This window comes from Alicyclobacillus hesperidum subsp. aegles (assembly GCF_027923525.1).
GTDB classification, from domain to species: domain Bacteria; phylum Bacillota; class Bacilli; order Alicyclobacillales; family Alicyclobacillaceae; genus Alicyclobacillus; species Alicyclobacillus aegles.
In genome coordinates this window covers 180,674-201,710 of record NZ_BSBJ01000070.1, presented here as the reverse complement: position 1 = coordinate 201,710, position 21,037 = coordinate 180,674, and the positions used below count along the sequence as shown (strand labels likewise).

Annotated in this window: 18 protein-coding genes, 1 tRNA gene and 2 rRNA genes; 19 read left to right on the top strand and 2 right to left on the bottom strand. The window is 51.1% G+C overall.

Going from position 1 to position 21,037, the window contains the following annotated elements; all coding sequences use genetic code 11:
- Positions 1 to 92, top strand: a 23S ribosomal RNA gene (locus tag QMF38_RS13330); the annotation flags it as partial.
- 168 nt (positions 93 to 260) lie between these two features.
- Positions 261 to 377: ribosomal RNA gene (rrf, locus tag QMF38_RS13325) — 5S ribosomal RNA — on the top strand.
- Positions 378 to 544: 167 nt separating this feature from the next.
- Here the strand turns inward: rrf and QMF38_RS13320 are convergent.
- Positions 545 to 823, bottom strand: coding sequence for a hypothetical protein (locus QMF38_RS13320; RefSeq protein ID WP_281759721.1), 279 nt, complete (start codon positions 821 to 823; stop codon positions 545 to 547).
- A gap of 219 nt (positions 824 to 1,042) precedes the next feature.
- On the opposite strand from QMF38_RS13320, the gene guaB reads away from it, so the two are divergent.
- The 6 genes from guaB to QMF38_RS13290 all read left to right on the top strand — a co-directional run bounded on the left by guaB (position 1,043) and on the right by QMF38_RS13290 (position 6,191).
- Positions 1,043 to 2,527, top strand: coding sequence for an IMP dehydrogenase (gene guaB, locus QMF38_RS13315; protein ID WP_281759720.1), 1,485 nt, complete (start codon positions 1,043 to 1,045; stop codon positions 2,525 to 2,527).
- Between the two features lie 121 nt (positions 2,528 to 2,648).
- Complete coding sequence (pdxS, locus tag QMF38_RS13310; RefSeq protein ID WP_281759719.1) at positions 2,649 to 3,533, top strand: pyridoxal 5'-phosphate synthase lyase subunit PdxS; 885 nt, start codon at positions 2,649 to 2,651, stop codon at positions 3,531 to 3,533.
- A gap of 106 nt (positions 3,534 to 3,639) precedes the next feature.
- The gene (gene pdxT / locus QMF38_RS13305) at positions 3,640 to 4,221 is read left to right on the top strand and encodes a pyridoxal 5'-phosphate synthase glutaminase subunit PdxT (RefSeq protein WP_281759718.1); all 582 of its coding nucleotides are present in this window, start codon (positions 3,640 to 3,642) and stop codon (positions 4,219 to 4,221) included.
- A gap of 24 nt (positions 4,222 to 4,245) precedes the next feature.
- Positions 4,246 to 5,523: a serine--tRNA ligase gene (gene serS, locus QMF38_RS13300; protein ID WP_281759717.1), complete on the top strand. Its 1,278-nt coding sequence runs from the start codon at positions 4,246 to 4,248 to the stop codon at positions 5,521 to 5,523.
- A 28-nt stretch (positions 5,524 to 5,551) separates the two neighbouring features.
- A complete protein-coding gene (locus QMF38_RS13295; RefSeq protein WP_281759716.1) occupies positions 5,552 to 6,028 on the top strand; it encodes a hypothetical protein in 477 nt (158 codons plus the stop codon).
- A gap of 84 nt (positions 6,029 to 6,112) precedes the next feature.
- Positions 6,113 to 6,191: transfer RNA gene (locus QMF38_RS13290), tRNA-Arg, on the top strand.
- 98 nt (positions 6,192 to 6,289) lie between these two features.
- Here QMF38_RS13290 and QMF38_RS13285 read toward each other — a convergent pair.
- On the bottom strand, positions 6,290 to 7,417 hold the full coding sequence (locus QMF38_RS13285; protein WP_146824544.1) for a tyrosine-type recombinase/integrase: 1,128 nt from the start codon (positions 7,415 to 7,417) through the stop codon (positions 6,290 to 6,292).
- 236 nt (positions 7,418 to 7,653) lie between these two features.
- Here QMF38_RS13285 and QMF38_RS13280 point away from each other — a divergent pair, with 236 nt between their 5' ends.
- The 11 genes from QMF38_RS13280 to QMF38_RS13230 all read left to right on the top strand — a co-directional run bounded on the left by QMF38_RS13280 (position 7,654) and on the right by QMF38_RS13230 (position 20,758).
- Positions 7,654 to 7,827 carry a helix-turn-helix domain-containing protein gene (locus tag QMF38_RS13280; RefSeq protein WP_146824543.1) on the top strand — a complete coding sequence of 58 codons (174 nt, stop codon included), beginning with the start codon at positions 7,654 to 7,656 and terminating at the stop codon, positions 7,825 to 7,827.
- Between the two features lie 624 nt (positions 7,828 to 8,451).
- Entirely contained in the window at positions 8,452 to 9,177 is a 726-nt protein-coding gene (locus tag QMF38_RS13275; protein WP_146824542.1) for a hypothetical protein, read from the top strand.
- 15 nt (positions 9,178 to 9,192) lie between these two features.
- The gene (locus QMF38_RS13270; RefSeq protein ID WP_146824541.1) at positions 9,193 to 9,675 is read left to right on the top strand and encodes a hypothetical protein; all 483 of its coding nucleotides are present in this window, start codon (positions 9,193 to 9,195) and stop codon (positions 9,673 to 9,675) included.
- 19 nt (positions 9,676 to 9,694) lie between these two features.
- Complete coding sequence (locus QMF38_RS13265; protein ID WP_146824540.1) at positions 9,695 to 10,441, top strand: replication-relaxation family protein; 747 nt, start codon at positions 9,695 to 9,697, stop codon at positions 10,439 to 10,441.
- Between the two features lie 453 nt (positions 10,442 to 10,894).
- On the top strand, positions 10,895 to 12,340 hold the full coding sequence (locus QMF38_RS13260; RefSeq protein WP_146824539.1) for a stalk domain-containing protein: 1,446 nt from the start codon (positions 10,895 to 10,897) through the stop codon (positions 12,338 to 12,340).
- A 92-nt stretch (positions 12,341 to 12,432) separates the two neighbouring features.
- Complete coding sequence (locus QMF38_RS13255; protein ID WP_281759715.1) at positions 12,433 to 14,898, top strand: hypothetical protein; 2,466 nt, start codon at positions 12,433 to 12,435, stop codon at positions 14,896 to 14,898.
- A gap of 121 nt (positions 14,899 to 15,019) precedes the next feature.
- On the top strand, positions 15,020 to 15,754 hold the full coding sequence (locus QMF38_RS13250) for a transglutaminase-like domain-containing protein (protein ID WP_146824537.1): 735 nt from the start codon (positions 15,020 to 15,022) through the stop codon (positions 15,752 to 15,754).
- Between the two features lie 144 nt (positions 15,755 to 15,898).
- Complete coding sequence (locus QMF38_RS13245; RefSeq protein WP_146824536.1) at positions 15,899 to 17,317, top strand: prolipoprotein diacylglyceryl transferase; 1,419 nt, start codon at positions 15,899 to 15,901, stop codon at positions 17,315 to 17,317.
- A gap of 63 nt (positions 17,318 to 17,380) precedes the next feature.
- On the top strand, positions 17,381 to 17,779 hold the full coding sequence (locus QMF38_RS13240) for a hypothetical protein (RefSeq protein WP_146824535.1): 399 nt from the start codon (positions 17,381 to 17,383) through the stop codon (positions 17,777 to 17,779).
- A 382-nt stretch (positions 17,780 to 18,161) separates the two neighbouring features.
- Positions 18,162 to 19,652, top strand: a complete 1,491-nt coding sequence (locus QMF38_RS13235; protein WP_146824534.1) for a hypothetical protein — start codon at positions 18,162 to 18,164, stop codon at positions 19,650 to 19,652.
- Between the two features lie 107 nt (positions 19,653 to 19,759).
- A complete protein-coding gene (locus tag QMF38_RS13230; protein WP_146824533.1) occupies positions 19,760 to 20,758 on the top strand; it encodes an HNH endonuclease in 999 nt (332 codons plus the stop codon).
- Positions 20,759 to 21,037 lie beyond the last annotated feature (279 nt).

Here is a 21,037-nt window from a genome sequence, read left to right as displayed (position 1 = left end):
ACCCCTTGAAGAAGACAAGGTAGATCGGTCTGGCGTGGAAGCGTAGTGATACGTGGAGCGGACAGATACGAATCGGTCGAGGGCTTCACCCGCAAGCAAGGTCATTTCATAGCAGAAGCAAAGGTACATAGCAGCACAGACAAACGAACTCAGCTCAAAGGTTTCACGAAACACAGCTGAAGCGAAGTTTGGTCCGAGCGAACACATCTGCAGGCCGAAGGCCGAAGCCGTGTGAGCGAGGAACAAACGAAGCATGAAAGTCTGGTGACCATAGCGGAGGGGAAACACCCGTACCCATCCCGAACACGGACGTGAAGACCTCCAGCGCCGAGAATACTTGTCTCGAGAGGGACTGGGAAGGTAGGTCGTTGCCAGGCAAGAGAGAACAGAGTCAGGCCAAGATGCCTGGCTCTGTTTTGCTATATGCACCATTCCTCGCCCACTTCCCCGAAAGCAGAAGCTCACCCCAGTCGAGTGCATCTAAAGGTCAGGCTGAGGCCTGACATGATTGGTATGAGAAATGGCTCGCGACGCGGGCAAAGACCTATAGCAAATTGATAATCGGGATCGCCTTAAGAATCATCGTCACGATACCCAATAAAATGGACACCATTGCTACCAAACGGGCAATGGGAGGTGTCGTTGCTCGGAGTAGCGCAATAATGCCACAAAGGATAGTGACAATGCCGAATACATGACCGATGAAGATACCAATTAGCGGTATCCAGCTCAGGATGAATCCAACGACTGCAAGGAGCAATGCAAACCACGCGAATCGCGCTGATGTCTCAACGGGTGTTTCTGGCCACCACGGATCTCTCATGGAGTTCCTCTCCTCATTTATACGTGTTTCGGTTCTACGCCCTATTGTCCGAAGAAGGATTTATACAATTCGGTATACATGACAAAAATGTGTCTGGCAAGGCAGTTTTGAAAGAGGGGCTTCCGCAGGTGCATTGACACCCCCATATGCGGTTGTTATACTGCTCACAATATTTTGGGGGCACGGGACAAACTGTGCAAGACTAGGGGAGGAACCATAGTGACAAATGCTTGGGAAAACAAGTTTGCGTATGAGGGATTGACGTTTGATGATGTACTCCTATTGCCAGCGCACTCCACAGTGTTGCCTCGTGACGTCGATGTATCCACGTATTTGACGACCGATATTCGTTTAAACATCCCGATTCTCAGTGCGGCTATGGATACCGTAACCACATCCACCATGGCCATTGCAATGGCGCGAGAGGGTGGGATCGGTATTATTCACAAAAACATGTCCATTGAGGCGCAGGCAGAAGAGGTCGATCGCGTCAAACGTTCGGAAAGCGGGGTTATCACGAATCCCATCTTTTTGACGCCGGATCGGCCTTTACGTGATGCGGAGGCTTTGATGTCCAAGTATCGCATTTCCGGTGTACCGATCGTGGAAGCTGGTTCCTTGAAATTGGTTGGCATTATCACGAACCGCGATCTCCGCTTTGAGCGAGACGATACAAGGCCAATTGGCGAAGTCATGACAAGTGGGAACTTGGTTACGGCCCCGGTCGGCACGACGCTTGAAGATGCGAAAGAACTGTTGCAGCGCCACAAGATTGAGAAACTCCCGTTGGTTGACGCAGAGGGCAACCTACGTGGTTTGATCACGATTAAAGACATCGAGAATGCCCGCCGTTTCCCGAATGCCGCGAAGGACGCCCAGGGACGTCTGCTCGTCGGAGCGGCAGTTACCGTTTCGCCGGATATGCTGGATCGGGTTGATGCATTGGTCAGTGCGCAGGCGGACGTCATCGTGATCGATACAGCACACGGGCATTCGGAGGGCGTGCTGGAGGCCATTCGCAACGTTCGTAAGCAGTATCCTGCCGTACAACTCATCGCTGGCAACGTCGCAACGGCGAGTGGTACAGCGGCGTTGATTGAGGCCGGTGTAAATGCGGTGAAGGTTGGTATTGGCCCTGGCTCGATTTGCACCACGCGGGTGGTTGCCGGCGTCGGCGTGCCACAGGTGACCGCTATTTACGAATGCGCGAAGGTTGCGCGCAAAGCCGGAATTCCTGTTATCGCAGATGGGGGCATCAAGTATTCCGGTGACATTGTGAAGGCCATTTCGGCCGGTGCAAGTTCCGTGATGATTGGCAGTTTGTTAGCGGGTACGACGGAGAGCCCGGGTGAAATCGAGATTTACCAAGGTCGTCAGTTTAAGGTATACCGCGGTATGGGATCGATTGGCGCGATGAAGGCGGGATCGGGCGATCGCTATTTCCAAGGGGACAAGCAGGCCGGTGACGCGAAGAAGCTCGTACCCGAAGGTATCGAAGGCCGTGTGGCATATCGCGGGCCTGTCAGTGAGATTCTCTATCAAATGGTCGGTGGTCTGCGCAGCGGCATGGGTTACACGGGATCGGCTACGATTCAAGCACTTCAGGATAACAGCCAGATGGTGCGGATCACATCTGCAGGCTTGCGTGAGAGTCATCCACACGATGTCCAAATCACCAAGGAAGCGCCAAACTATTCAATTTGATTGGGTTCGATCGCGCGCATTGTGGAAACATCGCATCCTCTGTAATACAATGAACGTTGGATTGATACATGAAATATCCGACATCTGTTCGGTTCTGCTTGTGTAGAAGGGGGAGATCGGCATGTCAAAAGTCGGTACAGATTTGGTCAAGCGTGGCATGGCGGAAATGCAAAAGGGCGGCGTCATCATGGACGTCGTCAATGCGGAACAAGCGAAGATTGCCGAAGCAGCCGGTGCTGTCGCGGTCATGGCACTGGAGCGGGTACCATCGGATATCCGCAAGGCCGGCGGGGTAGCACGCATGGCTGATCCAACCATCATTGAGGAAGTTATGAAAGCTGTATCCATTCCGGTGATGGCGAAGTGCCGTATTGGTCACATCGTAGAGGCGCGTATCCTCGAGGCTATGGGTGTCGATTACATCGATGAGAGTGAAGTGCTGACGCCGGCGGATGACAAGTTCCACGTCGACAAGACGAAGTTTACGGTGCCGTTTGTTTGCGGTGCAAAGGACTTGGGAGAGGCACTGCGGCGCATCGGTGAAGGCGCATCGATGATTCGTACAAAGGGTGAGCCGGGCACGGGGAACATCATTGAGGCTGTGACGCATCAGCGCATGATGCAGGCCCAAATCCGCCGCGTGCAGGGAATGTCAGAAGATGAGTTGTACGCTGAGGCGAAGAATATTGGTGCGCCATTGCACCTGTTGAAAGAGGTACATGATACGGGCCGTTTGCCAGTCGTGAACTTCGCAGCCGGTGGCGTTGCGACGCCAGCGGACGCTGCGCTGATGATGGAACTGGGATCAGACGGCGTGTTCGTCGGTTCGGGTATCTTCAAGTCGGAGAATCCAGAGAAGTTTGCTCGTGCGATTGTGCAGGCGACGACTCATTACCAAGATTATGAACTGCTTGCCGAGTTGTCGAAAAACCTGGGTAGCGCCATGGAAGGCATTGATATTGCGACGCTGCGTGCGGAAGAACGCATGGCGACGCGCGGTTGGTAAGGAACCAAATTCATCGAACCAAGGTGTCAGGGTAGGCCATGATATGGGAGCCGGAGGCGTAAAGCCGTCCGGCTTTCGTTCGAGAAGCGAGTATGGGGGGATGACGATGAAAATCGCTGTGATCGCAGTGCAGGGTGCGTTTCGCGAACATATTCAAGCCTTGCGGCAATTGGGTGTGGATGCTGTTGAGGCGCGCCGCGCTAGCGAGCTAGAAAATGCAGATGGCGTTGTCATTCCTGGTGGCGAAAGCACGGCTATCGGGAAGCTGATGCGGGAGTATGACATGGTGGAACCGATTCGCGAAATAGCAGAGGAAGGCAAACCTATTTTCGGGACCTGTGCGGGCATGATTGTGTTGGCCAAGCGGATTGAAAGCGAAGAGACGGTGCACCTAGGGCTCATGGATGTCATGGTCAACCGTAATTCGTTTGGTAGGCAGCGCGATTCGTTTGAGGCTGACTTGGATATTCCCGTGCTTGGTGAGACGGCATTTCCCGCGGTGTTCATCCGTGCGCCACATATTGCGGCAGTCGGTGACCAGGTTGAAGTGCTGGCAAGGTATCAGGATCGCATCGTGGCTGTTCGCCAGGGCAACCTTCTCGCCACGTCGTTTCACCCGGAATTAACAGGTGATTTGCGATTGCATCAGTATTTCTTAAACCTATCCAGGGAATCAGTCGCGAAGTGACCAAGTCCAGATGAGGGGTGCCTTATGTTAGATATCCGATCTATTCGTCAAGAACCGGATACATTTAAAGCGAAACTGGGACGCAAAGGTGTCGAATCTGCGGCGATTGACGATTTGCTGGCGGCCGATGAGGCTTGGCGTGCGGCACTGGCTGAAGTCGAGCGCCTGAAGGCTCTCCGCAATGCAACGTCCGAGGCGATCGCGCAAAAAAAGCGCAACAAAGAAGACGCTTCGGAAGATATTGCTCGCATGCGGGAAGTCGGGGATCAAATTCAGACGCTTGACGAAAAGGTGCGCCAGCATGAGGCGGTTGTACGGGACATGCTCCTCGCGTTGCCGAATGTGCCTCATGATTCCGTTCCGGATGGTGAATCGGAAGCGGACAATCCGGTGTTGAAGACGTGGGGTGAAATTCCGGAATTCGGATTTTCGCCGCGGCCACACTTCGAGATCGCAGAAGAATTGGGCATTGTCGACACGGAACGTGCCGTGAAGATTACCGGTAGTCGCTTTGTTCTCTACAAGGGCCTTGGTGCACGTCTCGAACGCGCTTTGGCAGCGTTTATGCTCGATCTCCATGTCGATAAGCATGGTTATACAGAGATGTTCCCGGCGTTTATTGCAAACGAGGAGAGTCTCATTGGCACTGGCAATTTACCCAAGTTTGGCGATGAGATGTTCAAACTCGAGGGTCTGCCATATTACCTTATTCCAACGGCAGAAGTGCCATTAACCAATTACTATCGCGATGAAATTTTGTCGCTCGATGAGTTACCTGTGAAGTTTGCTGGCTATTCCTCGTGTTTCCGATCTGAGGCAGGATCCGCTGGCAAGGATACTCGTGGGTTGATCCGCTTGCACCAGTTCCAGAAAGTCGAGTTGGTCAATCTTTGCCTTCCAGAGCGTTCTTACGATGTGTTGGAGACGCTGACGCGGGAGTGCGAAGAAGTGCTTGAGGCACTTGAATTGCCATATCGGCGGATTGAAATTTGTACTGGCGATCTCGGTGCGAAAGACGCCAAAAAGTATGACATTGAGGTTTGGCTGCCAGCTGCCAATACGTACCGTGAAATCTCTTCGTGCACGAATTTTGAGGACTTTCAGGCACGCAGGGCGAATCTTCGCTTCCGCCGTTCTGACACATCACGGCCGGAGTTTCTGCATACTTTGAATGGGTCGGGGTTAGCCGTTGGCCGCACAGTCGCAGCCATTCTTGAGAACAACCAAGAGGCGGACGGTTCTGTTCGAATTCCGAAGGCATTGGTACCTTATATGGGCGGGATCGAACGAATTACAAAGTAGTGCGCGATGGCGCAGCAGGGGGATGTTTATGCGCATTTCAAACATCAGCTTTCGACTGACGAAGGAAGATCTCAATGAGATGATTGCTGAACTCGCCCCCGATGTGCGCCTGCGTATTGTCGATATTAAGAGCGATGGCGTGCACGGACAGTTTCGATTTTTGATGTGGAACATCGACTTCTGTGCACGACCGTATTGCAATCGCGAGAAGGGCGAGATCGCCGTGGAGATCACCGCACGCAAGTTGGTCAACATCCCACCCGCCCTGGTCCAAATGAGTCTCCAAGAAGCGATAAAGGATGCGCCAAGTGGCATTGAGGTGCTGCGGCAAAGCCTCAAGCTCAATGTGCCCAGTATTCTGGAACCGTTGCAGATTTCATTGAATGTGGAGGACTTCTCTTGCGTGGACGGATCGCTTGTCATTCGAGTCTCGGATTGCGATCTCGCCTTGCTTAAGGGTAAACTTCCGAGTTTAGGTCGACATACACAACCGAGTGGACGTTGAATCAGGGTGTTGTGGAAAATTTAACCTTACCCTTGATTCAGTGTGCGTGGTGAATTAAAATTAAAAGTTGTATATCGTGTTTATGCACCCGTAGCTCAGTCGGATAGAGCGGTGGTTTCCTAAACCGCGTCTTGCGGGGGTTCGAATCCCTCCGGGTGCGCCAGAAAAGTGAAGAACGACGCGGCTTTCGGGGTTTTCCGAAGCCGCGTTTTTCGTAGAAAATTACTTTTGGTGAATATGTGGTTAATCTTTTTTGATTGGTTAATCTTTTGGGGTGTTTTTGGAGCCGCGTAGGATGGCGTCAATCTCGGTTGCTGCTTGTTCCTGAAGGCCGGGCACAACGTGCGAATACCGATCTAAGGTTACTTGGATACTGGAGTGTCCCAAGCGTTCCTGAACGATTTTGGCATGAACGCCCTTCAAAAGTAACAAAGTTGCATGTAGGTGGCGTAAATCATGGAAACGGCAACGGCTTACACCTGCTCGTTCTATTAATCTTTCCATCAATCTTCGAACATTCCCTTGCAAAACTTGAGTTCCAACGCTCGTCGGCACAACTAAGTTGTTTTTCTTCCAGCGCGTACCTTGTATCTCTATCTCTGTTTGCTGTTGTTGATAATGGTGCCGAAGTTCTTCGACGAGATAAGATGGCATTACAATAAGGCGGCGTGAAGATGCTGTTTTAGTGCTTGTTGATTTCTTTTTCGATCCTGATCTCCGTACCTGAATTACTCCTGTCTCCAAATCAACGTCAGACCATTTTAATCCTAAAATCTCGCCAAGCCGCATCCCAGTGGCCGCGCCAAGCAGGAACAGCATGTAGTATCGAGTGCGTTCCTTTGCAACTGCAAGAAATGCTTCCAACTCTGCTTCTGTCCAAACGTGAAATTCATGTCTACCAACTTTCGGTGGCTTTGCAAGTTCAGCCGGATTCTTGGCAATAAGTCCCCATTGGACAGCGTTTTTGAGAGTCTGGCTAAGTACACGATGCAAGTGGCCAATAGACTGCTGGGAAATTACATTTTCGTTCTCTAACTCGGCGTACATAGCTTGAATGTGGTCTGCGCGGAGCTTAGAGAGTTGAATGTGGCCAAGTCGAGGTATGATGTGGTTTTTGAGTAACCAAGAATACTGGCGGAACGTGCCTTCTTCAATCTGAGGCTCTTTCGTTTTTAGCCACCGTTCCTCGTATTCGGATACCGTCTCTTTTCCCGCCCGAACATAAGTTCCTTGATCCAATTGCACCTTTATTTTTGCCCATTCTGCGTCTGCTTCTCGGGCCGTTGGGTACGTTGGTGTGACTCGATATATCTTTTTGCCGTCTGGTTTGTACCCTGCGAAATAGCGGTAACGATAACCGTTTCCGTGCTTTTCCCTATGCCCCTTCATCTCCGAAACCTCCTACTAAAGCTAGATTAAGCATAGATAGGAGTCAAAAAATTCTCAAGCAATAGATGTCGAGGTTTCAGTCCTAGAGCCAATATCAATAGCACACTGGGTTTGTCTCGAAAAAGTTTTTTTCTAAAATTCCCCGAAAATGCCTTGATGACCTACACTCCCGTTTCTATAATGAGCAACAGTTTCGTTAAGTCGAGATTAGTTGAATATAGGGGAGAGATGAAAGAATGACTCAACTTTACACGCCTATGGAGGTCGCTGAACTCCTCAAGGTACATCGCATGACAGTGTACCAGATGGTGCGCGAACAGAAACTTGCTTGTGTGAGAATTGGCAGTGCAATCCGAATCCCGCAAAATGCAATCGACGAGTTCATTGAGGCAAACTTAGTAACAAGATGAGAAATTAACAACCCCACGAAAACGCACAACGTCTCCGGCAAGAGACAAGCGTATGAAACAAAGAACAGGCTAGCCCGGCAAGGCTAGCCTGTTTGTGAACAGCTCCACGAAAACGCGCAACACTCAACTTTACAGCACCCTCGGCAAAGGGAAAACCGCTGAAGACAGTATTGCGCTCTTATGTACAAATATTATATCCACGGCCTAACCGTGTCAATCTTATGCTCCATTCTCCATCAACCCACCGCCGCCGTCACCGCGCCCCCTGAACTATTGTTGCAGATGAAAATACCGTTTCAACCCGCATCGAACGGCAAAAACCGCCTCACGCCCTTAAACGCCACCACCCGCAAACCCGCGAATGCCAAGCACTTGTATCCCGCCCCTTGCAACCCCGTGACCCTTGCGACCTGCGAATCATCGTAGGGATGGGCGAAAACCGCTATGCGCGTTGTTTGGTAGCGACCGGGAAACCCGCACGCGGCAAGCGATTCCAAAATAGTAATCCTAAAAAAACAGAAAGAGGATTGTTTTTCCAGTGGAGAAGAGTTACGATATCTTCAATTAGTTTTATAGGGTATTTAACATCACTTTATAATTCCCAATCAGGAAGGGGATTTTAACATGTTAATCGACTTAGACAGAGCCATTGCACGGACAACAGATGGCAAATACGATGATTTACTTGAAAGATGCTACTGGCGGCGCATCGAACCCGGTTCAACGTTGGTATATCCAATTGCACTACATATTCCGGGAAGCGGAGAAACCGTCGAATGTCGATCGGTGTGTGGCGCATTGTGCTATCTCGCAGCTTGTAATTGGGCCACAGTTGATGAATTAACCCGCTTAGAGAAACGTACGGCCATTGCCTATCACGCGGCCCAAACCCACGTAGAACGAGGTGAAGCCGTCGCCATCGTCGTCGATGACAGCGTAATTCTATCGAACACTGATGGAGCAAAGTTCGATGCACGATATGACGCATCTACCGACCGAGAATTGCTTGCATCGTTGGTTGCAAATCGCGATCTAAAGCTGTGGGAGCGGGCTACAAGTTATGTAGTAAGAGGCCGTATGGCTGCGGCTAGTTCTAGATCAAAATGTACAGGCTGCGCCTTTCTGCGGCAGACCGGGAACCCCGGAAGTCCTTTCTGCGATCAATATTGTCACGCAGACTTGCAAACCATCTGCAAAGACAGAGGCATGGGATGTTCAGACTACTACCCACGTGCAGCCCTGAGTCGCCGCACCAGTGAGCGATTCGTCGTAGTCAAAGCGCAAGACATATGGCGCGTAACCCCGGACGATGCGGCAGAAACGGATTCTGTCGTACCAGAGGCTAAATAGTGAGGATGATACATCGTGGGAAGACCAAAGAAATTCCCTGCTGCACGGAGAGACGACCAGATCGTGGTCTATGTTCAGAAGATTGTTGGTGATGCGCTGCGGCGCGAAGCAGAAGTTAGAGGGGTTTCCGTAAGCACTTTGGCGGCAGACATACTGCAAGAGTGGATCGAGTCTGGCGGGGTGAGAATCAACATTTCCGAAGACACGCTATATGCGGTTATGCGAAAGTTGGCGGCGGAAGGATTGCTCAAGGATTCGATTCTTGACGCCAAATTCGCACCAAAATCAAAACGGCCACAGGACGAAGATTCGCCGAAGTACGCTTATCCACAACCATCTGTTGATAACCCTGTGGATAGCGATGTGGATAAAAGCAGTGCGAATTTGTCACCAAAAACCTCGCCCGTTACTTCCACGGGCGCAAAGGCCAAGGAACAGCAAAGCGATAAAGTCAGAACGAATGTAACACCAAAAGCGAAACGACAAATCGTTGACTGAAGTAAAGGAGGCGAAAGCGATGATACTTAATTGGGCGGACGGGCCGTACACAGATCAAGAAAAACTGATCGGGACGATATACGATGCAGGCGTGATTCGCCGCTCGGATTTGATGTATTTGCTCGACTGGAAGCGGAGCAAGACGGATAGCCACTTACTCAAGCTCAGACAACAGGAATTTCTCCAAACGAGCCGCGACCACCATAAGGAAACGGTGTACATGCTTGCCGAGAACGGCGTTCGTTTCGCGCACCAGTTATGCCAGATCGAGGCCAAAATCGTGACGATGCAGGCTCAGATTTCTCATCAACTCGGGGTAAACGACATCCTGATGCGATATATCAGAGTGCACGGGCGCGAAGGCGTGCGCTGGTTTTCGACCAGAGAGGCTAGTGACGAATTACATGCTTTGCGCTATCGGAAAACGAGAAACGACGCGGAGATTAGACGTACCTGCATACGACCAGATGCGGCGATTCACATTTCCGGCAAAGGACTCTTTTGGCTCGAATTCGACAACGCGACGGAGAACTCGAAACAACTAAGAAAAAAATTTGCGCTGCTTTGTAAGAACTTAGATGACATTGGTGACGAACGAGTTAACCGGGTCGTATGGGTGACTCCGACAGCAGAGCGTGCTCGGTGGCTAGAACAGCGGTGGAAGGACTTCGAGGATGACGTTGATCAGGGAGTACAGATGATGTTTTATACGGCGGGAGAAGAAACAGTCTTTCTAGCAGGGATCAAGGAGCAGCAAACAGTGTGACGACGATACACCGACAAGCAGAACCAAGTCGCATCTAAGAACCAAGCGAGACGGAGAGTAAATCGCCGGAGGCGGTAGATTGGACTCTCCCTGAGAGAACCAAGTTCCGAAGGAACGATAAGCGGCTCAACGGTTAGAAAGGAACCCATACTTTGGCTTTACCGCGAAGATGATGAATCTTGACTGTTAGTTTACCGGGATTTTACCGATTTTGTCATACCGATTCCGAAATAGTGAGGAGGTCGAAAAAATGCCCCGAAAATCCGCACTGACCGCAATTTCGAGCACTTTTGCGACACTCGCTGTACTCAGTAGCATTGCAATAGCCCAAGCGAACGCCGCTACCACAGTGTAGCCCGTGAAGTACGTGAAATCACGGATGGTACGGCGGTTTAGGGCGGAAAACCCACCATCAAATGCAGTTAAAAGATGTAAGCAAGGAGAGTGGATACTATGACTCGAAATCGCGTTCTCACGGCAGTTTCAGGGGTTTTAGCAGTTGCAGGCGTGTTGGCATCGTTGCCAGTCACCGCGAACGCCGCCGCGTACTACACGTATTACCCGACTGCTGTATCCATTAACGGTAGTGTGCTTTCAACTCCCGGACACATTGCGGAGAAAGACCCGTTCGGTGGTGCAAAAGCGGCTGTGACTTCGTTCCTGCCAATCTGGTATATCGACGAAGCCCTCGGTAAGTTGAATGTGAAGGTAAGTTGGGATGGCGTGAATGGCGTTCTCAACTTCACGACACCGAGTGGTATGACTGTGAACTATCCGTCTACTCCGAAGGCTGTTGCTATCAACAGTGGGACGATGGAGATTCAGATCAACGGAAAAGTAGTGACCTATGCGCCGCGCATCTCGTACTACGATTCTGGCACAGTGAACCTGACGACATTTATCCCTGTGTACTACCTTGAGAAGGCACTTGGCTACATGGGGGTTACGACTGGCTGGAACGGAACGGACTGGACGATGCAGTATGGCTCGACCACGGTGACACCGCCTACCAACACTGGCGAAACCGTGAAAGCTGCCGCTGCTGTCGCCTTTGCAAAAGCTATGGGGATTCAGCCAGATGCTAGTTCGCCCGATCCATACAGCGATGTGAGCCAGTCTGATTGGGAATGGATCGCACCGTTGGTAAATAGCAACTACGTTTACGTGGTGAAAGGTGTTAGTGTTCCGATGGGAACCTCTGTTTTCACACCGTCGAGTTCGACGACTTTTGGCTCCGATGTGACCGAGAGTGACATCGACCGCGCATTTCAGGTGGCAAGCGGCTGGAAGACGGGGCACGATTCATTCTTGCCGGGTGGCAGCGTCGAAAATTTTGCCGGAATTTGTGGTGTCAATAACGGGTTGCCGAGTAGCGGAAACCTGACCTTGAGCGATGTAAGCATAATGGCTGCAAATCTGACGCGGATCGAGAAGGGCTACATCGCACTCGGGAACAACCAGTACCAGTTGGTCTACCGTCCACAAGACCCCGGTAACTATTGGGAAACATCAATCCCCGCTGCGACCTATGCGGCGAACAAGGCAGAAGGAATCAAGCTGATCAACCAAGTAGTCGTGACTTACGAAGGTGGCAACAACTTTGAGACAAAGGCTCCAGACCTTTCGGATAGTAACCCAGTGTTTATCACGGGTGTGAATACACCAGAGCAATACAGCCTTGATAATGGGCAAACATGGCATACGGCTTCTGGTCGCAATGGTTTTGATTCATCAGACCCAAGCAACGGCGGAATGAGCAATCCAAGCACGGTGCTGATTAAGGACACCACGGGTGGCGGCGGCATCTGTGTGTATGCAAAGGTCAATGGTGCGTACCAGACCGCAGCAATTGGTGGCATTAACAACCAAAATGGATCATTGGTTCCGAACTACCAGTAAATCTCAATTCCACACAGAGTCGTTCTCCGAAATGGAGGATGGCTCTTTTTTGTCGTACAGAAGCGGTTTACGTGAAAGGATGTGAAAGAACGATGAATCGGGGACAACATCGCAAGTCAAGTGTGGTGATCGAGTTTCTAAAGAAAAAGCCTGTATATCTGTCTGCGGTTGGCCTTGCAGCGGTTGCAGGCGTAGCAATGATCATGCCAAACGGCACTTCTCACGCCGCGCCATCCCTTGCAAGTTATGGTACTGGTGCCCCTCCTACAAGTTGGGGTGGAACACCGCAATCTGATGGCAGCATTAGCGGCGGTCAAACCTTATACCCACAAAGTCCATCTCCAGAACTTCCGTCAGACTGGCAAGGCATTGGGCCTGATGGCCCTGCAGAAGGAAATATGTTCTTCGATCATTGGGGAGAGTTGCAAGGGCCGGGTGGTACTGGTGGGCCTGTTCCCGCGTGGCTCGAACACTACGATGTGACGTATGCAAACGACTCGACCAAGCCAATTGAATCAAACAACGGATACGAAACAATTCAAGCCTCCATGATCCAGCCCTACATTGACAATATTGATGGCTATCAGGGAAGCGGCGGGAGCCAAGAGTCTCAGTTCGACACGTTCCTTTACAACGAAGCAATACAAGACGCTTCCATTTGGTCTACGAACAAAAACGGCGGATCGTCAAACACCGTCTACGACCTGCCAAACCTTGTAACTGACGCAGGCGGCGCGTGGAGCGGGAAGTACGAAGGCGGGGACGGCGATCCATACGCTGGCCCGCTTTTCTACTGGACTTACGCGCCGCAGGCGAAAGTCAGCGTTCCAGCGGGGCAAATCCTCAAACCGGGTAGCACGTTTAACTTCGACGGCGAGGCCGCATTGCAAACGCGCCATGCGACCCATCATTGGGAGTGGGCACAGGTTGTTGATAGCAATGGGCAAATCGTTCCGGGCGTAACAATCAAGTTTGCCAACAACTTTGGCACTGGTACTGGTGTTGCCGGAACCCCGGTTTATCTAAATCCCAATCAACCGTCGCCTAGCACTGAAATGACGGAAGTAAACGGTGGGACAAACACTCCAACGACTTCCGCGCCAGTATGGGATTATTGGGTGGACGGAACCGGGGAAACAGGTTGGGGAACTGGCAACGTCCCGGCAAATGGTCACGACACAATTACGTTGCCAAGTAGTATTGCAGATGGGACGTACACGATTCAATTCTTTGTGGGAGATTATTACAACCGTGTGTCGCAGATGGCGACCGCTCAGTTCACAGTCGGCAACAGTTCAAACAGCGGCATTACTCTTACAGCCAGCAGCACAACTCCGACTACTGGCACACCAGTCACCCTTACTGCGACTGTTCAAACGCCGCCGCCAAGCGGGGACACGTACCAGATCGTCTTGGAGAACCTGAACGGTGGCACGCTGGGTGGTAGCAATCCGACGGAAGCGACATCTGCTAACAACGTCAACACGTATTCGGACACGGCGAACAGCCAAACGCCGATTAGCGAGAACTATGAGGCATACCTCGTTGACGAAACAACGGGAGTGAGTACGCCGAGTAATGAAGTCACTGTCACTTGGAGTAATTCAAGTAGCGGTGGTGGAGGTTTATGTCCGGCTCCCTACGACAATAATGAGACGTGGACATCCAACGGAAATGGCAATGAAACGTTTAGTTGGATTTACAACGTACCGTATGCAGAGTACGACAGTAAGGGTAATTTTATTGGGTGTGGAGATAACAGGACTCCGATGAGTCAGTATTACCCTGCGACTGAAACAAACGGTCAGATTTCTGGATTGAGTTGCGATCCGGGGACACCCGGAAACATGTGGCTACCGGAAAGCGCAAGCGCGTGGGGACAGCAAAATTCGTATGCCGCACAAAGCAACGGCACTCAATACAATTGGTATGCGATGGATCAGCAGCATGGATGGGATGGCTTTGAGAACGGCGGGCCTACGGCCTCACAGATCAGCGGGACGTACTACATCAATGGCACCAAGTATTACAGTTACGGCCCCGGACAAGGGAGCACGCCTTGGGCTTATGCGAGGCCGGATTCAGGCTTCGGGTTCCGCATCATGTGGACGGGTAGTCCTCACAGTTTGCCGACAAGCGGAACCGTCACGTACACGATGACGAATCCAGATGGGGCAAGTAAGTCGTGGAGTGAGCCATTGGTTATCAACAGTGACACGCTGAACACGCAAGGCACGTCGATGCCCGGACTCAACGAGCCACCGCCGTTTAGCAACGAGTTCGTGAGTGCATGGACTCAATTACCCAAGGTGTTGTCAAACAACGAATTGGCATCATGGTCGTTGTCAAGCAGTTCGAGTACCGCGCTTGCGAATGGAGCACACATCAGCGTAGCCATCTCGTTGAATACGCAAAATGCTGGAACAATCACGATGAATGTACCGACGATGGTATGTCTGTTCAACTATCCGGCGTGGTTTTTCAATCAAGTCCACAGCACTACCGTTGATGGACAAACCTACACTGGTACAGTGGCAGCCACAGATGGTCAACAATAACTCCAAACACCTCACACAGCGTTCAGCACTCGCCGGACGCTAATTTTTTTTTGCTCGAAAACCCCCGTGGGAGCCGTTTTTGTCATACAGCAGGGGTTCATGTAGAGGGAGGTTTCAGAAGATGAACAAACGACTAATCGCATCGAGCGTAATCACGCTCTGTACGTTTGCTTGCGCCACCCCACTTATCACACATGCAGCTACACCGCAAAAGAGTATCAAAGAAACGGGCCGCACTGTCACAATCAACGTGCAGATTGGAACAAAGGATAGCGGAATCGTAGAAGTGACACTGGTTGGCCCACCGACCAAGCAAGCAGCGATCAACGATTATAGCTATGCACTACCAATGCAAAACGGGCGTATCGCGGGAACGCTGATTAACCCGTGGAATGGGAAAACGGCTCTGGGCATCATGAGCGGCGATAAGACGGTCGCATCGGCCACTGTAACGGGGTTGGGTATGAGCCTGTCAGAACAACAGCTAGACCTACTGCCATCATATCTGATCGACTCAAACATCCCCACGGTAACGGAGAAAGCCAACGCAATAGCGTCCACCGTCAACGCCAGAGGATCGGCGCGGAATGAGGCGGTCACATCCACGACGATGCAGTGGGTCAGGACGCACATCCACACCGCCCACCAAGTCCAAACAGCACGGGCAGACCAGACGTTGGCAAGCGGTGACGGCAATCAAGCCTCTGCGACGGCCTTGGCAATCGCGCTTCTGAGGGCCAACAACATCCCGGCAAAAGCGGTAGAGAACCAAACAATGCGAGACGGCATGTATGACACCAGCTACTCAGTGGACGTATGGATCGGCGGCAAATGGCTCAATGTTGGAACTCCATAAAATCGCGTAAACCCCCGTCACCGGGGGTTTTTCAATCTGACAGGAGGTGCATGGTATGTCAACAACCGTCCCCGCCGATACAGTGTTCAAAGCCGCAACGACCACATTCCCCGGCTGAAACAACCCAGACCCATCGGCGTATGCGTGGACTTTGCCGAACACCACGCACTGGTACAACTTTGGACAGAACATATCGCCAAAAAAGTATTCAGCATCGCAGTCAATCCGTTGGCAGATTCAGTTCGTGGCGTTGATCAACATCAACGTATGACGATGGATGAATACATCCAACATCAAGCGGAAAGGGAACAGCGCGAAGGGCGGCATGGTTCGCATGGTGCGACTAACGGGCACAAGTTAGGTCACTTGGCGGAAAACTTCGTTGCCTCGGAACTTCACCACGAGGAACATCATGTCACGGCTGCATCGACACGCAGACTTGCTGACAGCCTACACGTGCGGGCAGAGGGCGAACAAAAGCCGGTAAGCGGCAACGGTACGCATCTCGCAAACGACTTCAAGGAGGGTGCAGATAAACGACCACATAAGTTTGCCCGACACGTTTCAAACATTGGACAAGTGGCCAAAACAGCAGCGCAACAGCATCTGGCTGATGCAATAAATCCCGGACGGCCCAAAACCCATGAAGAACGCATCCGGGAGCGGGAACAACACGCTAGGAACATCGAGGCGAAGCTGCACGGTGCGACTCTCAAAGTCACGGGGCGTACTGTTCGCGCACTAGCATCCGGGGCAAGGTTAAAGGATTTGATGGGCAACCCACCCGACAATCCGCCACCGTCAGCACCACCCGCCGCGCCACAAGCGGACGGGTCGGGGCCAGCAGATGCAGCCGACAGTGACAAGCAGCGCAAGATTATGACCACGCCAGACGGTCAGCAAACTCAGACTGTCGTGACAGACAAGCGCGGCAGGGAGATCGCCGTCGAATCGCCTTTGATTGCACGTCCGCGCCGAGACGAAGCGGAAATCAGTACACCGTGCCTGTCTGAAGGGTTCAACGTGCCAGCGCAAGATGTGCCCGCCAGTAGTGCAACGGAGCAGCCAAGCCAACCAATCAGTGTCGCACAGCCAGAACGAGTGTCCGAAGCCGAGCAGCCGGGACAATCTACTCTATCAACGTATTTCACGACTGATCCGCAAAACGCGGGCAGTCCAACTGAGCCAGGTCAAGGGTTGTCGCCTGAGAAACCCGCGTCAGACAAAGCCGAGAACGGCGCAAATTCTGAGGCTTTTACAAGGCCCGTAGAACCGTCGGAACCCCAAAATGGTACAGATGTCCAACGAGCACCACAAAACGCGCCAGAACCCAATTCTGAGGCCGTGGCACCCACTACGGAGCATTCATCGCGGCCCGCACAAACAAGTCCATTCCCACCTAATGTGACCCGATTGCGAGATGAGCGTGAGCATCGAGCAGAATTGGAGGGGCGGCAGCGAGAACAGCGGTCGCAGCGGGGCAGGACAACAGCAACAGGGGCGGCGAAGAGTTGCCAGAGTCAACGAACGGAGTCCACGCCCGCCGCGTTAACGTGGGCCTGAGCATCGTGGGCCGGAGTTGTAGTGTCGTGCGGAACAGGAATGGTGTAAGGGAGAGTGATGGCAGTGGCGAAACGACGGATGACGAAGGCTGATAAGTGGATTGTGGCTTTGGGCGACCTGTCGAAGAGATACGGGGTGGCGTTGATGGAAATTTACGATGGGGCGCGGCTATTGGACGGCAAAAGTGGCAAGGAACTTGGACATTCCCTCGCTTATATTTGTGGCTTGTACACATCGCATCGGGCAGCATCATATAAGCGCAAGCAGAAGGCCGTGTCACCTGTGCCAAAGGATTTGCAAGGGTTTGTGACGGAGTTTAACGCACTCTCGGAGGAGGTCGGAGTGCGCTTAGAACTGCGATCCGCACCCGTTTTGTTGGCGGACACAGAGACGATGGAGCCGCTAGGACGCTTGCAGGAGACAGCGGAAGGATATACCTTCACGGAACTGCAATTAGTTTAAAAATGGTTTGCGAAAACTATAAAAGCCGATCTCGCATTATGCGGGTCGGCTTTTATAGTTGAGCGTTTTGCAGAATTAACGTTCACAACGCATTTGACACTATATATAGTGTTCCATTGATAGTTCGTACACTATATATGTGCGAGAAACGGTGAAAAATCGAATTCTGCAAAACGCTCAGTTGATTCGAGAGATTCCCAAACTCGTCTGAATACCTTTGAACCCAGTATATCACTGGTGCAAATAGTCCAACTACTGGACAGATGGTCATTTCGAGGACTTATCGCGGCTTGACAATTGAGAAATTATGGAGTCATTTTGACTCAAAATGTGGTAATCTACTTTCAGTAGAATATAGAACATTCTGGGGGCTTAATACAATATGATGCAAAAACTCGCCAAAACACTCATGGCTATGTCTACTGTCGCGTCCTTCGGCGTAGCGGCTGTGTCTATTGCAACGGCGCACGCTGCAACAACGTCGTACACATATTACCCAACGGCGGTGCAGGTCAACGGTACAACGGTTTCGTCCCCGGCACACATCACGGCGAAAGACCCGTTCGGCGGGGCGGACGCGGCTACGACGAGTTTCCTGCCAATCTGGTATGTAGATCAGGCACTCGCTAAGTACGGCGTTACGGTGAACTGGGATGGTACGAGCGGTGTGCTTAACATGACCACGCCATCGAACATGACGGTTAATTACCCGACAGCACCAAGCCCGATGGCACGGAACAGCGGGGATATGATCATCGAAATCAACGGCACAGGAGTAACCTACGCGCCGCGCATCGCGTACTACGACAAGGGTAGTGACGGGATTGTGACGACATTCGTGCCAGTTTACTATCTCGAAAAAGCACTGGGCTACATGGGGATAACGACAGGGTGGGACGGTACGAATTGGACGATGCAGTATGGTTCGACTACCGTTACACCGCCGACGACACAGCCGACTGGTAGCACACCGAAACTCGACGCTGCGATTGCGTTTGCAAAGGCCGTCGGGCTACAGCCCGTCAATCCGGGAGTCGATAAGTATTCCGATGTCCCAAGCGAAGATGCCGGGTACATCAATGCCCTTACCCAAGATTACACATGGGTCAATCCGGCAGGAACAGGGCAAACCGTTGCGATGAATACTCCGCTAATCAGTGCCGACAGCAGTACATCTTTCGGTTCTTCCGATAACGTGACTGCTTCGACCATCGACCGCGCTTTCCAGATTTACTGTGGTCTTGCAACTGGTCATGACAGTTATCTCCCTTCGGGCAGCGTCGTCGGACTAGGCAACGCGACAGGATTGAATTTCGGCATAAGCACGACAAATGGCAATCTGACGGAGAGAGACATCACAACGATGATGGCTAACCTCGCAACTATCAATAATGGTTACAAGAGCCTCGGAAACGGTGAGTACCAGTTGGTATATCGTCCGAATCCGAAAACCTACTGGACGACATCCATGCCAGCCGCAACGTATGCGCAGGATTGGGCGGCAAGCATTTCTCAAATTGACGCCACGGTGGTCGTATCTGCGAAGGCAGGGGCTTATGAAACGAAGGCTCCGGGGCACTCCGATACTTACTCCAAAACGGGTAACTACATGGACGTTTCGGGTGTGTCGTCACCAGAACAAGTTTCAACTGATGGTGGTAAGACGTGGATCACGGCGAATGGTTCACTCGGTTATGACTCGTTGTTTAGTGCCGATGGTGGCCAGTCAACAACCCCGCAATATGTCCTGATTAAGGATAGTAATAGTTCTGGTATCACCGTTGGATATTATTACAACAACTCTTTTACGGAATTCGCTTCTGGTGGCATGTGGGTTGACAACAACGGTCAACTCGTTGCGACGTATCAGTAAATAAACCCACGCAAAAAGCCGTCCTCCATTTTCAGGAGAACGGCTTTTTGTCGTTTCTTCAAAGAAAACGTCTATACTCTGACATCAACTTGTCGGAGGGTATACGTTTGAAGAATGCTTATGAGATCAGAGGCGACGTTACGGCGATTTTTGTGAATCGCAAGAACAAGACATATGAAACTTTGATTGAAACCGCCGATTTACCGCTGGTTCAATTGTTTCCTAATACTTGGTGGATGAATTTTTATGGATACATTTGGGGTACTTATCTAGGAAAGAAATATGGACTTCATCGCCTGATTATGGATGCTCCTAAAGAGTTGCATGTCGATCACGCAGACGGCAATCCGAGAAATAATTGTCGGTGGAACTTGCGTCTCGCCACACCCGGAGAAAACATGCAAAATCGACACAAGGCCAGAAAGGATAGTTTGACAGGAAAACGTGGTGTTACTTGGGATGAAGGGCACAAGAAGTGGCGTGCGTATTATATGCTTAATCGAAAAAAGGTTTATTTGGGGTTGTATGATACTGCGGAGGAAGCTGAAATTATCGCAAAGGCGGCTAGAGCAGAAGCGATGCCGTATAGTCAAGAAGCATTCGGCGTAGGAATGGATGGCATCACAGATGAAATAGTAGAAGCGATAAAAGAACGAGCGGCCAACAGACCTCGACCAAGCAAAACCGGAGTAACAGGAATTGCATGGGTTGAAAGCAGGAAAAGATGGGTTGCCAATCTATATATCGCCGATACACACTTTTTCCTTGGATATTTTGAAAGCAAAGAAAGAGCAATTCAGTTTCAAAAAAGTGTTAGAGAAAAATTGCTGTGTACGCCACAAGAAGAGTGGGATGCTGTTGTAAAAAAGTTGAGAGGTGAAAATTTCAAAACCGGGAAAAGTGGCATACGCGGTGTGAAATGGGATAAGGCAAGCAACAAATGGGCCGTCGAAGCATATGTTGCTCCGTTAAAGAAAAAAGTGTTCCTTGGCCTTTTTACTGACATCAAGGAGGCAGAAAAAGTTTCGATGGATGCAAGAAAAAAAATTAAAAGAGCGTTCAGGGATACTCAATCTAGGAAAACGTGGAACGATCAATATTGCTGAGTTGTACGATTAAATCAGATACGTCATCTATAATTTATCATTCGTCAAGGTGTAAGGATATGTCAACGTAAAGTCATCTATCCTCCAAACCCTAAATGAACTCGGTATTACGGGCGACAAGGTAGCAATCATCGAAGATAGTCATGAGATAGTACCACAGCAACCCCTGAATCAGTGAAGCGAGGTACGAATCATCCACCTTGCTATGCAAGGTGGATTTTTTGCGTCGTCTTCGGAGAGAAAACGTCTATACTTCGCTGTCTACGTTTTTTTGTCATA